General features: G+C 55.9%; 11 protein-coding genes. 10 read left to right on the forward strand and 1 reads right to left on the reverse strand.

Annotated features, from left to right (window positions below; genetic code table 11):
• Positions 1-162 precede the first annotated feature (162 nt).
• The 6 genes from ABEA92_RS12275 to ABEA92_RS12300 all read left to right on the forward strand — a co-directional run bounded on the left by ABEA92_RS12275 (position 163) and on the right by ABEA92_RS12300 (position 6374).
• Positions 163-636, forward strand: coding sequence for a TadE family protein (locus tag ABEA92_RS12275; protein ID WP_345684123.1), 474 nt, complete (start codon positions 163-165; stop codon positions 634-636).
• Between the two features lie 46 nt (positions 637-682).
• On the forward strand, positions 683-1126 hold the full coding sequence (locus ABEA92_RS12280; RefSeq protein WP_345684124.1) for a TadE/TadG family type IV pilus assembly protein: 444 nt from the start codon (positions 683-685) through the stop codon (positions 1124-1126).
• 71 nt (positions 1127-1197) lie between these two features.
• A complete protein-coding gene (locus ABEA92_RS12285) occupies positions 1198-2544 on the forward strand; it encodes a vWA domain-containing protein (protein WP_345684125.1) in 1347 nt (448 codons plus the stop codon).
• 102 nt (positions 2545-2646) lie between these two features.
• The gene (locus tag ABEA92_RS12290; RefSeq protein WP_345684126.1) at positions 2647-3054 is read left to right on the forward strand and encodes a hypothetical protein; all 408 of its coding nucleotides are present in this window, start codon (positions 2647-2649) and stop codon (positions 3052-3054) included.
• Between the two features lie 107 nt (positions 3055-3161).
• Positions 3162-5093, forward strand: a complete 1932-nt coding sequence (locus tag ABEA92_RS12295) for a hypothetical protein (RefSeq protein ID WP_345684127.1) — start codon at positions 3162-3164, stop codon at positions 5091-5093.
• Between the two features lie 207 nt (positions 5094-5300).
• Positions 5301-6374, forward strand: coding sequence for a sigma-54 interaction domain-containing protein (locus ABEA92_RS12300; RefSeq protein WP_345684128.1), 1074 nt, complete (start codon positions 5301-5303; stop codon positions 6372-6374).
• 357 nt (positions 6375-6731) lie between these two features.
• On the opposite strand, the gene ABEA92_RS12305 is transcribed toward ABEA92_RS12300, so the two are convergent.
• Positions 6732-7619: a carbon-nitrogen hydrolase gene (locus ABEA92_RS12305; protein ID WP_345684129.1), complete on the reverse strand. Its 888-nt coding sequence runs from the start codon at positions 7617-7619 to the stop codon at positions 6732-6734.
• 35 nt (positions 7620-7654) lie between these two features.
• Here ABEA92_RS12305 and bioD point away from each other — a divergent pair, with 35 nt between their 5' ends.
• The 4 genes from bioD (at position 7655) to ABEA92_RS12325 (ending at position 13679) form a co-directional block, all read left to right on the forward strand.
• Positions 7655-8386 (forward strand): dethiobiotin synthase, encoded by a 732-nt coding sequence (bioD, locus tag ABEA92_RS12310; RefSeq protein ID WP_345684130.1) that lies wholly within the window; start codon positions 7655-7657, stop codon positions 8384-8386.
• 258 nt (positions 8387-8644) lie between these two features.
• Complete coding sequence (locus ABEA92_RS12315) at positions 8645-11746, forward strand: DUF1553 domain-containing protein (protein WP_345684131.1); 3102 nt, start codon at positions 8645-8647, stop codon at positions 11744-11746.
• Between the two features lie 6 nt (positions 11747-11752).
• Positions 11753-13192, forward strand: coding sequence for a DUF1501 domain-containing protein (locus ABEA92_RS12320; protein ID WP_345684132.1), 1440 nt, complete (start codon positions 11753-11755; stop codon positions 13190-13192).
• A gap of 100 nt (positions 13193-13292) precedes the next feature.
• Positions 13293-13679 carry a DUF3127 domain-containing protein gene (locus ABEA92_RS12325; RefSeq protein ID WP_345684133.1) on the forward strand — a complete coding sequence of 129 codons (387 nt, stop codon included), beginning with the start codon at positions 13293-13295 and terminating at the stop codon, positions 13677-13679.
• Positions 13680-13717 lie beyond the last annotated feature (38 nt).

Consider the following 13717-nt stretch of genomic DNA (forward strand, 5'->3'; position numbering starts at 1 on the left):
CCCATCAACACACACCCTGCAGGGGGGCCAAGCACACGAAACACGCGAAGACAAGAAAAATCTTACAAATTTAACGCCTGCTGGAGGATTGCGCACTAGGTTTCCAGTAGAGCCGGAATCCTTGCTTTGTGAACCGGCAACGTCCTTTTGTCTTTGATAGCCATGTTTAAACGATGCACCTCCGAAACTCGCCCGCCACGTCGCGGTCGGCTGGGAATGCGACGGCGCCCACGCCGCGGCGTTGCCTCGGTTGAATTTGCTGTATGCATCCCAGTGCTGCTCGTCCTGACGCTGGGCACGATCGATCTTTGTTCGATGCTGTTTCTGCGTGAATCGATCACGCTTGCCGCCTACGAAGGCGCTCGCCGCGGTGTCGGCCGAGGCTACACCAACAGCGATGCAACGAGTCGCGTGATCGAATTCTTGGACCAACGCAACATCCAACACAACGGCAGTGCCTCGGTCACCTTTAGTTCGCCTGGATTCGACAACGCCGACACGCTGGAAAACGTGACCATCACGGTCACGGTTCCATGTGCTGGCAATCTATTGGTTGCCTCGAGCATGTTTGACGATATGACGATGACCACCAGCGTCACGATGCGCAAAGAATACCAGAACCTCGGAAAAAAATAGACGTCACGCCAAGCCTCCCTTCAATTTTTCAATCGCACTTGTTTTCATGAAACGCCACCGAATTCGAACCGCTCCCCAACGTCGCGGACCGCGTCAAAAACGCGATGGTGCTGCGATGGTGGAATTTGCAATCGTGGCGAATCTGATGTTTGTCATGATCTTTACCTGCATGGAATTTGCGAGGATGAACATGGCTCGCAACTTGGCGCAGGACGCTGCCTACTATGCCGCCCGTACCGCGATGGTTCCGGGAGCCACGCGTGAGGAAGCCGTGGCGGAGGCCGATCGTATTATGGGTTCGCTGCTTGATGACAGCGGCTACGACGTTACCGTCAGCAACGTCACTTTTGACGCGCCCACGATTACCGTCACGGTCAGCGTGGATCTGCAGGCGATTGCGATGTTCACGCCGATGTTCTTACCCAATACAACGATCGAAACCCAAGCGGTTATGAAAACGGAGCGTTACGAAGGGTTCTATGAACAATAACGCTTCGCAACACCGACGCCATTGATTGAGTTAATTCCCACACACCTATCGTTTCTCGCTGCGATCATCCCATGACCACACGATTTTCTCATCGCACCGTTTCAACCATCTTCGCCGCCTCGATTGCACGATCGCATCGACAACGACGCGGAAACGTCTTCGCGCTGATGGCGCTGATCCTGCCCGTGTTGGCACTGCTTGCGGCGTTCTGTATCAATAGCGCGCAGATGCAACTGAACCGCACCGAATTGATGGTCGCTACTGATGCGGCCGCGCGTGCCGGAGGCCGTGCATTTAGCGAACACCAAACGGTCGAAGCCGCAAAAATGGCCGCAGTTGCAACTGCGGCGTTGAACAACGTGGACGGACAACCGCTGCAGATTCGCAGCGAAGATTCCGCTAACGAGATTGAATTCGGCATCACCACGCAGCCCAACGGCTTAACCGGCCGCTACGAATTCCAAAAACTACCCACGGCAGCCGTGCAAAGCGGGGCGTTGATCGCCAGTGCCGTTCGTGTCAACGGACGTCGTGACACAGGATCGCTGTCGGGTCGTGTGCCATTTGTCATCCCTGGCATACTCAACGCAAGCGACTTTGGTCCTCGGCAAGAATCGGTGGCCATGCAGGTCGACCGCGATATTTCGTTGATCTTGGATCGCAGTGGATCGATGGTTCCGAACTTAAATTTTGATTGGCCAGAGGGAATGGATCCTAACTCTGACTTGGCCAAAGAAGCTGCGGTGGCAGCCGGTGTGATGACCAAAACGGTGACAACCAAAGGCAACAAAAATGGAAAAGGGAACGGAAAAGTAAAGACCACGACGAGCTATGACTATGCCGCGGGCTACAACCAAATGACCTATTACCAATGGGTTTGGCAAGACCTTTTCAACCTGCCCGATTGCCCGATGCAGCCGTGGCAGGAACTGGTGATCGCAGTGGATGCATTCTTGAACGTGCTGGACACCACGGTCCAAGAGGAACAAGTCTCGGTGGCTAGTTATGCCTCGGATGCCTCGCTAGACGTTTGGTTGGTCAAAAATTTCAGCGAAATCCGGACCACGGTCGATGCGATCAATCCCGGTGGAAACACGGCGATCGGAGACGGAATGCAAGCGGGGATCCAAGCATTATTGGATTCCGCCGCACGTCCCTACGCCGCCAAGACGATGGTCGTGATGACCGATGGCAACCATAACCGCGGCACCGATCCGCTAACAGTGGCAAACTACTTTGCATCGAACTATCCGCTGACCATTCACACCGTCACGTTTGGCAGTGGTGCAAACCAAAAACGAATGCAACAAGTCGCTGCGGCCGGAGGTGGTAAACATTATCACGCCGATAACGGTGAACAGCTCGTTGCGATCTTCGAAGAGATTGCAAATAACCTACCCACCATTTTGACGAAATAACCTGCGACAATATCGCGATCACTGTCGCCTCTGGTGCAGCAAAACATGACCCCCGAAACGATCGAAACGACCTCGCTCCCGGCTCTCGAGAAACGACCTCCCATGCGTTGGATATGGCTGTCCATCGCGGTATCAAGTGGCATCCTTGTTTGGGCGTTCACGATTCCCATGCGGCATTCGCAAGACGCGAACGTCGCCTCGATCGACGAGAACATGGCCACCGCGACCGTGTCCTATCCACGTGATCCGTCACTCGACCAAGCACGCCGGTCCGAACAATATGTCGCCATGGCGTTGGAGATGGACCGCAAATTGATGAAGCTACAGCGAGCCAAGGACGCACGTCCTCCGCTGGCGTCGCTGCCGGGCGAAGAGGAAGCACTGCAGTACCAAGAAAACTACCGCAATTGGATGCTCGACGAAATCGAACGATTGGCGGACGCCCCGGAAGATTCGCCCGAATGGGAGTTTCGCCAGCAGTTGGTCCAGTCGCTCGACGCCCCGCAGTAACCCGGCTCGCGACGACGTCTCAGGCAATCCGCCGTTGTCGCCGATTTTCTTGATTATCATATGAGCGTGTCGCCCGGCGTTCATCCTGCAATCCACCTACGGTCCACATGTTCTGTTTCCCCCGCGCCATCGCCCTGGTTCCCTTGGTTGCCGCTTTGATTGTGGCCGCCCCATGGTCTGAAAATCTTGTCGCCCAAGACGGGTTCTTTGACGTACCTGCCGATCCCCCCCTATTCGGCGATGCCCTGGACGCGGCTCCGGAGCCCGCTGCGGCGGACGATCCGGCGAGCGAAGCGGCTGCGGATCCGTTGAGCGAACAGCTGCAAATCAAGGCCCGACGTGGCGACATCCAGCTTGCTGAATCGGTTTCGGCACTGGTCCGCGTGGGCCGCTGGAGCGAGGCAAACACGTTGCTCAGCGAAGCGGCGGCTCGCCAAATCGACGATTCCGTCTTGGCGGCCATGGCCGCTCAGATCGAGCCCTCGCTACGGCTAAAAATGGTTCGCTCGGAACAACTCGAGGAGCCGGCTCGCAAATTTGTTGAAAAACTTTCTGCGGCTGCCACCGCCAACGCGCAGTCCGAAACGCGGTTGACCACGGCGATCGACCGCCTGGATGCCGCCTCGGTTGACGTCCGAATTGATGCGATACGAACGCTGCTTGCCGGCGGAAATCATGCCATCCGAGCGATGGTCAACAGCGTCGTTTCGGCTTCGCCGCCAGCCCCTAGCGACGACATTTTGCGAACCATGTTGCGGTTGGGTGATGGAGGCGTCGACGCGCTACGGCAACTTGCCCTGTACGGCACACCTCCAGAACGGCTAGCCGCGCTGAAGGCCTTGGTGCGAATCAATCGCAAGGCGGCGACGAACGAATTGGTCACCGCATTGTTGGCAGCGGATTCCACGCAGAACGAAATCGATTTTGCTACAACCCAATTACGAAATGCATCCGCAGGCACGATCAATACGGCTGCAGGAATTGATTTCTTAGCCAACCGATTACAGCGTTTACGCGAGACGGTCAAAACGGTTGACAACGACTTTCAAACACGAATCTTGTGGAGCGTGAACGCGGATCGCAAGAGTGTCGATTTTCGCGAAGTCCAAACGATGCTTGCTGCCTACCGCGACGCCGCGGATGCGGCCGCACGCCTGCGCCGAATCGGGTCGCTGCCACGCAGTGTCGCCAACGAAGTCGTGGCAGCCGAGCTGAGCTACCGCGTGATCTTAGATCCCGATTGGGGTGACAAAACACAGCTCGAATCGTTTGCGTCCGAATTCGCGGCGACGCTACAGTCCGCTGCTTGGGTTGGCATCCTGGCCAATGCCGTCGATAGCGGCGATGTCCCTGCCGCAGTCGGCGTGCTGCGTTTGATCGGTTCGCTATCGGACGCTTCCCAGCAAAATGATTTGTTGCTATCGGCCGCCCCCAACCCGTCACCATTGGTCATGGCCGCGATCTCGGCCGAGCCCCGCATTCGCTATGAAGCGGCAACGGTGATTGCAGCAATGCCAGTTCAATACGACTATCCCGGCAGCAGTTTGGTGCTGAAAACATTGCATGAGATGGCGTCGCTCGAATCGCTACCGATGGCAATCTTGGTGGAAACCGAGGCGGAATTGATTTTGGCGCAAGAAACAATCCTGAAGCAACTTGGCTTCGCAGTTAGGATTGCGCACTCAGTGGCCGGAGCCGAACGAGCGGTGGCTGGCAGCAGCGATCTTCGTTTGATTGTCAGCAAAACCAACCTAGCCGATGCGAGTCCGATTGAGTTGATCGATCGCGTTCGCCGTCATTCCATTGGCGAAGCAGTCCCGATTGTATTCTTTGGTGACGTCGTCGCCCCCATTAACAGCGATCGCTGGTCCGCTGCGATCCGTTGGATGCCCACGCCTCCGTCGTCTCCGCAAGCCTATGCCGAACTGTTGGACGCGATCGCGCTTCGTAATCGATTGCCTGAATTGACACAGCTGGACCGCGAACTGTATCGGCAGACTGGCATCGCTGCATTGGAACAACGAAGATCCCAACCTTAGAGGCAATCTCGGGGTCCACGTCGCCGATGTTTTGCGGATGCCCGCCTCCGAACGGTATCGCCTACCCAAAGTTGGGTCGGCAAGCTATTTTTAGGAAACGAAAGCAATTTTCTAGAGATCCAAGACGGGGCGGCGTCGAAGATATCTTATAAGTAGAGGCTTTGAACGGCGATTGTCGCCGGACTGAGAAACACCAACTTATCTTCAATGGCGATGCTCGGCATATCCCCAAACGGTCCCGGAGAGCCACCGATCGCAGGCATCATTGGCAATTCGCCAGCGATGCAGCAGGTTTATCGCATCACGCGTCGTGTCGCCCCCAGCAATGCTTCGGTGTTGATTCTTGGAGAAACCGGGGTTGGGAAAGAACTGATTGCCAGCGCAGTCCATCGACTTAGCCATCGCAGCGGCGCCCCTTTTGTGCGAGTCAACTGCGGTGCCTTGAGCGAAAGTTTGCTTGAAAGCGAACTTTTTGGGCATGTTCGCGGGGCGTTTACCGGGGCGGTTGCCAACCGCGCCGGGCGATTCGAAGCGGCTCAAGGTGGCACAATTTTTCTTGACGAAATCAACAGCACCACACTCACATTGCAAGTCAAACTGCTGCGGGTGCTGCAAGAGAAAGAATTTGAACGGGTTGGCGATACCAGCACCTTTAGCACCGATGTTCGCATCATCGCGGCGAGCAATCGCGATCTGATGAACGAAGTTCGCGAAGAACGGTTCCGCGAAGACCTTTATTGGCGTCTTAACGTTGTGCCTGTGGAGATTCCGCCGCTACGACGTCGTCGCGAAGACATTCCCGCGTTGGTATCCTACTTCCTGGAACACTACAACGAAATCAATGACCGCTACGTGGTCCACATCGCGCCGGGAACGCTCGAAGCGATGCAGGATTACCATTGGCCCGGCAACGTGCGCGAACTGCAAAACTATATTGAACGCGCCGTCGTGATGTCCGAAACCGACGAATTGACGCTCGACCTGCTGCCGCTTTGCGTCACCAACCCCGATGTTGCCGTGGGCACCGAAAAACCCATCGGCGACATGAACGAACTGACTCGCGAAGTGGTGATGAAGGGGCTTGGCGAAGCCGACACCAACGAAGGCGGGGTGCACAGCTTGGTGGTCGACCGAGTTGAGAAAGAATTGATCGTGCAGGTGTTGTCCGCATGCGGTGGCGTGCAAACCAAAGCCGCCGCAATGCTTGGCATCAACCGCAACACGCTACACAAAAAAATCAAAGACTACGGCCTGGACGATTCAGACAACGGCAACAGCTAGCCAGGAAACATTGGCAAAATCCTCTGTTACCAGTTTGCGCCCCTGCTAGAAAGCATTCCGTAGCGGAACTCGCCAAGAGTTTCGGGGGCCCTCAGTGTGGATCGAAAGCCGTTGACGGCTTGTTGATTATTGAGCCGCGACGCGTCAGCGGCCGGGTCCCACGCACGACCCGGCGCCTTACGGCCCACGGCTCACCATTGCGATTTGCATTTGGACTCAATCAACAAGCCATTGACGAACTAAGAAGTCCATCATACACCCCTTGCCGCAGGAAACTTCACTCAATCAACAATCCGTTGACGACTTCCGCGACGATCAGCCTTCATATTCAATGCGACGAAGCGTGCCGTCGCTGGCTCAGCCGGGGCGCGTGAACGGTGGATCGTCGTTCCATCGATTCAGCAGCCCGCCGTACGCGTCAATTCGCCGGTCGCGAAGGAACGGCCAATGCGTGCGGACGACATCGATTTCGTCCAGGTTGCAATCGGCGATCAGCAGCCCTTCGCTCTGGTCACCTTCGGCCACCACTTCGCCGCGGGGCGACACAATGATGCTGGATCCCCAAAACTCGAGATTATCTTCGATCCCAACTCGGTTTGGTGCCCCCAACCAAATCCCGTTGGCAATCGAATGGGCTCGCATCGTGGTTTGCCACGCACTTCGTTGACCGGCACCAAATTCTTCCTTCTCTTCGTGGATCCATCCGATCGCCGTCGGGTACAGCAGAATTTCGGCGCCAGCGAGCGCGAACAACCGAGCCGCTTCGGGGAACCATTGGTCCCAGCAGATACCGACCCCGAGTTTGGCAAAGCGTGTTTGGATCGGCCGGAACCCCAAGTCACCTGGCGTGAAGTAGAACTTTTCGTAGAACAAGGGATCATCGGGGATATGCATTTTGCGATACACGCCCGCCATCGACCCGTCGGCATCGAGCACGACGACGGTATTGTGGTACAGTCCAGGACCACGTTTTTCGAAGATCGGCGCGACGATGACCACCTCGAGTTCCTTGGCAAGCTTCGCCATCGCCTCGGTCGATTCGCCGGGAATCGTTTCCGCCAAATCGAACATCCGATGGTCTTCGCTTTGACAGGGATAGGGTCCATTGAACAACTCTTGCAAACAAATGATCTGAGCTCCTTGGCTGGCGCTTTCGCGGATCCACTTTGAAGCGTTTTCGATCATCGCTGACTTCGAGCCAGCGTCTTTCATTTGCACGAGTCCGAGTTTGACGTTGCGTGTCACGAGCACTGCATCCAAAAAATTAATAAGGGGCTAACATGAATCCAACTCAACCAACGACGGTCCACCCGTCGTCCGAATCGGGCGTTCGACCGACACGCCGATTGTTCATCTCCGGCACCGATACCGATGTGGGAAAAACCTTCGTCGCGTGTGCGATGGCAAAGCACTACCGACATTCTGGCATGCAGGTGGGCGTCTACAAGCCGGTAGCCAGCGATTGCCATGCCGAATCAGCGGAAAGCGGGGCGGAAATCGTTGCTGCCGACGCGCGGAACTTGTGGAACGCCGCCGGAAACCCTCGCTCGCTTGACGAAGTTTGCCCGCAGCGGTTTCGCGCCCCGCTGGCTCCCACACGTGCCGCTGCGGCCGAAGGCAAGTCCGTCGACGCGGATCAACTGCACCAAGCCGCGGCAGTTTGGCTAAGCGGATTTGACGTCACGATCATCGAAGGCGCCGGAGGACTGCTCAGCCCGTTGGCCGACGGCATCTTGAACCTCGACTTGGCTAAAAAAATGGCGCCTGTCCAACTGGTCATCGTTGCCGCGAATCGCTTGGGGGTGATCCATCAAACGCTGGCGACCTGCACTGCGGCGATCCATGGCGGGCTAACGCCAGCGGGGATTGTGCTCTGCGATACGTCGGAAAACCTCGACGCCTCGGCAGACGAAAATGCAGCCGAGATCGCCCGCTACAGCCCGATTCCAATCCTGGGGCGAGTTGGATTCGGATCGTCTGAGACGCCATGGGCCGACCAGTTGCTCGATTAGCAGCGACGATTCACCGTCATCACCAACGTCTTTTCTTGACGATCAAGCCTCGGATTACTATCGTAGAGGGAGAGATTTACCAACGAATCTCGCCCCGCCTGCCCGTTCTTGATAGGGCTACCTGCGTCAGTGCCAACTCTGCTGGTGCTGGATTGGCGTGCCGTCTTGATTTGATCTTTGGATTGCCCCGTTTGCAATCGCTATCGATCATTTCCCACTCCCAAAAGAGTCTTGACTGCCCCCGCTAGCAGGAAACTTATGAACGTTGTTGCAGTCTTTCGTTTCGCGACGAGCGTGTTTCTTTTTGCAGTCGCATGGGTTGCGGTCGCAAGCACCGGCTCGGCCAAAGATCCGTCGGGATCCGCTGCCCCGTTGCGATTCAACTTTGACGTTCGCCCGATCCTCTCGGAAAATTGCTTTCATTGTCACGGATTTGACGAGGCATCACGCGAAGCCGATCTGCGATTGGACACCGAAGCAGGTGCCAAGGAGTACGCGATCGAACCCGGCGATGCGACCCAAAGCGACGTCTATCTGCGAATTATCTCGGACGACCCAGATCATCGCATGCCGCCGGCCAGCTCGGGACGCTCGCTCAGCGAAGAACAAATCGAAGCCATACGGCAGTGGATTGACCAAGGCGCCCAATACGAAGGCCACTGGTCGTTTGCTGCCGCCCGGCGCCCTGAGGTCCCCGAGCACAGCGAGGGACAGCGAACCTACAACCCGATCGATGCTTTTGTCCAAGCCAAACTTGCCAAAAACAATCTTTCATTCGCACCGGAGTCTGACCGCGAAACGTTGATTCGCCGTGTCACCTTTGATCTGACCGGATTGCCGCCCACGATCGAGGAAATCGACGCGTTCTTGGCGGATCAATCCGCGGATGCCTATGAACGCTTGGTGGATCGATTACTGAAGCGGGAAACCTATGGCGAACGCATGGCTGCCGATTGGCTTGACGTGGCACGCTATAGCGATACGTACGGTTTCCAAGTCGATCGTGACCGATTCGTTTGGCCTTGGCGAGATTGGGTGATCCGAGCGTTCAATCAAAACATGCCCTACGACCAATTCATTACCGAGCAACTTGCCGGTGATTTGCTGCCAGACGCCACTCGCGATCAGATCTTGGCAACCACCTTCAATCGATTGCATCCGCAAGAGTGCGAAGGGGGCAGCGTCCCCGAAGAATTTCGTATCGAATCGATCGCCGACCGCACCCAAACGGTTGCAACCGGAATCATGGGACTGACGATGGAATGTTGCCGTTGTCACGATCACAAATATGATTCGCTGAAACAAAAGGAATACTTTCAGCTGTCCGCGTTTTTTGACAACATTGCCGAAGCCGGCTTGTATTCGTATTTCACTAACGCGATCCCCACTCCGACGTTGCCGCTGCCAACCGCGACGCAAGAAGAACAACTCGCATCCACCGCCGCTGCTGTGGACGCTGCCTTGCAAACGCTTGAAAACGCGATGGCCTCAAGCACAGCGAAAGCAGAAAAATGGGCGAGTGAAATTGAATCCACCGTCACTGAAATTCCGCTTGCCCAACCGATCTTGGCTCTCGATTTCGAGGACGCACCGACCGCCCCCAATCAGCATACCGACGGTGTCGTCGGCCATGCGGTGACGCTGACCGGTGACGACCCGATCGACACCAAGGTTGGCAATTTTTCTCGCTTTGCACCGTTTTCAGTTTCGTGCTGGATCAAAACACCCGACGTCAAAGAGCGAGCCGTGATCTTTCATCGCTCGCGTGCTTGGACCGACGCCGCCAGCCGCGGCTACGAACTGCTGATTGACGAAGGCCGGCTCAACTGGTCGCTGATCCACTTTTGGCCTGGCAATGCGATCAGCATCCGCAGCGTCGATGCGATTCCCACTAAAGAGTGGATCCATGTGGTTGTTTGTAACGATGGATCCAGCACCGCCGCGGGATTGGCCATTTACGTCGACGGCAAACAAGTCGAAACGGAAACCGTTCGTGACGCACTGACCAAAAACATCACCGGTGGTGGCGGCGACAACATCGCCATCGGGGAACGATTTCGTGACAACGGATTCAAACACGGTTCGGTCGACGAATTTCAAGTTTACGACACCGTGTTAACCCAATTGGAAATCCAGCGGCTCTTCGCAACGATTTCCCCCGACGCGAAACCGGCGGTCAAAACAACCGACGTTTTTGTCGACCATTATTTAAGACGCATTGACGAAACAGTAAACCAAGCTCGACTGAAATTGAAGGAAGCTCGCAAGAACCGCTGCGCAGTCCAGGACGCTGTCGCGGAGATCATGGTCATGCAAGAATTGCCTGAACCAAAACCAAGCTACCTACTTGAGCGTGGCGTGTACGATCAACGTGGCGAGGCAGTCCAACCGGGCACGCCAGGCACCCTGCTGGACTTTCCCGAAGATGCTCCGCGCAATCGTCTCGGTTTGGCCCAGTGGTTGACGCGGGACGACCATCCGTTGACCAGTCGTGTTGCCGTCAACCGGCTCTGGCAAATCTGCTTCGGCGAAGGACTCGTGCGGACCCCGGAGGACTTTGGCAGCCAAGGCGCACCGCCGACGCATCCAGAACTGCTCGATTGGTTAGCCGTCGAATTCATGGATTACGACTGGGACATCAAACGGATGTTGAAGTTAATTGTGACTTCGGCCACCTATCGGCAATCGAGTCAAAATCCTGATCCCCAAGCAGTTGCGTCCGATCCTGAAAATCGGTTGCTGTCACGCTTCCCCAGCTATCGACTGCCCGCTGAAATGCTTCGTGATAGCGTGCTGATGATGAGCGAACGCTTGGTTCCGACCCTCGGCGGGCCTCCTGTGAAACCCTATGACATCGAAGAATCGTTTAGTCCTTCCAAACGAGACAGCGGCGATGCCTTGTACCGCCGCAGTCTTTACACGTATTGGAAAAGGACCGGTCCGGCCCCCACGATGATGACGTTGGACGCCGCCAAACGCGACGTTTGTCAAGTCAAGCGAGAACGCACATCGTCGCCACTGCAAGCGTTTGTATTGATGAATGGGCCTCAGTTTATCGAAGCGGGGCGGGTCACTGCGGAAAAGCTAATCCAATTGCACGGCGATGACACCACCGCAATTCTCATCGACGCGTTTCGCAAAACGACCAGCCGCAAACCAAACCCAGCTCAACTCGACACGTTACAAACGCTGTACCAAACTCAATTGGATTACTTCCGTGAGCACGGTGATCGCACACGCCAATTTTTGGCCATCGGCGATGCGGAAATCAACGAAGAGATGGACCAAGCGGCAATTGCGGCAACCAGCGTGGTTGTCAGCACTTTGATGAATTTTGACCTTTGCGTGATGAAGCGATAACCAGCCATGAACAAGAACCAAACAAGCGGTTTTGGACTCAATCGCCGCAACATGCTCAGTCAAATGGGAATGGGTTTCGGAGCACTGGCGGCAAGCCAGATGCTGCACACTGAAGCGGCGTCGCAATCAGGCAGCAGCGGAGTCCTCAAAGCCCTGCATCATGCCCCCAAAGCGAAACGGGTCATCTTTCTGTTTCAATCGGGTGCACCGTCGCAATTGGATTTATTCGACCACAAACCGCTGCTCAACGACAAACATGGCAGCGAATTGCCTGACGAAGTCCGGGGCGGACAACGGTTGACGGGGATGAGCGGAAACCAATCGAGTTTACCGCTGGTCGGATCGCCGTTTCAATTTCAACAGTACGGCGAAAACGGCACGTGGATGAGCAACTTGCTGCCACACACCGCCGGGATTGCCGACGACATCTGCGTTGTCAAATCGATGTACACCGAGGCAATCAATCATGGCCCCGGCGTCACGTTCATGCAAACCGGCAGCCAATTCCCGGGGCGGCCGAGCATGGGAGCGTGGATGGATTACGGGCTGGGTACCGAAAACCAGGACTTGCCCGCCTTTGTTGTGATGGTTTCCAAAAACGGCAAAGGCCAACCGTTGTCGTCGCGGCTTTGGGGCAACGGTTTCTTGGCCAGCAAGCATCAGGGGGTCCAATTCCGCAGCGGCAAGGACCCTGTGCTGTATTTAAGCAATCCCGATGGAATTGACAGCCAAAGCCGCAGGGCTGCGCTGGACGCACTGAACCAATTGCACGAAGGACAACTCGCCAACGGCGCGGATCCTTATGTCGAAACTCGCATTGCTCAATACGAATTGGCATTTCGCATGCAGAACTCGATTCCCGATGCGACCAATTTTTCGGATGAACCCGAGTCGGTATTTGAACTGTATGGCGAGGATTCGAAAAACCCCGGAACGTTCGCCGCGAATTGCTTGCAAGCACGCCGGTTGGTCGAGCGGGGCGTTCGCTTTGTCCAACTCTACCACCAAGGTTGGGATCACCACGGCGGTTTGCCATCCGGGTTGCCTCGGCAATGTGCGGCGACCGATCAAGCATCGGCCGCATTGGTCAAAGACTTGAAACGCTGCGGGCTACTCGAAGACACCCTTGTGATTTGGGGGGGCGAGTTTGGCCGCACGAATTATTGTCAAGGCAAATTGACTGCAAAAAGCTTTGGTCGCGATCACCACCCTCGCTGTTTTTCGATTTGGATGGCAGGCGGGGGGATCAAACCGGGAATCTCGTACGGTGAAACCGACGAATACGGTTACAACTTGACTGAAAATCCGGTGCACATTCACGATCTGCACGCCACCATCCTGCACCAGATGGGAATCGACCACGAGCGATTGACGTACAAATACCAAGGCCGACAATTTCGTTTGACCGATGTCCACGGCCACGTCGTTCACGATATTCTCTCGTGATTGCGGACGGTTGCCAGATCATGGTGGCTTTCACCATAATGGCGCAATCGGTATCACGAATTTTGAAGTTTTTAGAAGAATACGAATTGAGCGGTTTGGTATGAGCGACTCGAAAGTCAGCGGCGTAGTCCATTTAATCGAAGACACCAAGACCTATGGAAACAAGGGTTTTCGCAAGCGTCTTGTTGTGCTCGAACAAGAAAAGGGAAGCTTTACCAATTACGTTCCGCTCGAATTTATCAAAGATGGCTGCGACGCCGTCGATGACATCAAGGTCGGCGACGAAATCGAAGTGACCTACCGGCTGAACGGACGTCGCTGGCAAAAGGACGAGCACAGCGAAGCCAAATACTTCCTGAACGCCGAAGCACTATCGTTCCGGCTGGTGGGCGATGGCGGCGGAGCCGGTGGCACGATGACCGAAAAGGTCTCGCGTTCAGCAAACGACGCGTTCGACGAAGCCAACGAAGACGACGCCCCGTTCTAGGGCAATGTCGTTGATCCAATGTGGGATAGGCTTCCAGC

It is taken from the genome of Novipirellula caenicola (assembly GCF_039545035.1).
Taxonomy (GTDB): domain Bacteria; phylum Planctomycetota; class Planctomycetia; order Pirellulales; family Pirellulaceae; genus Novipirellula; species Novipirellula caenicola.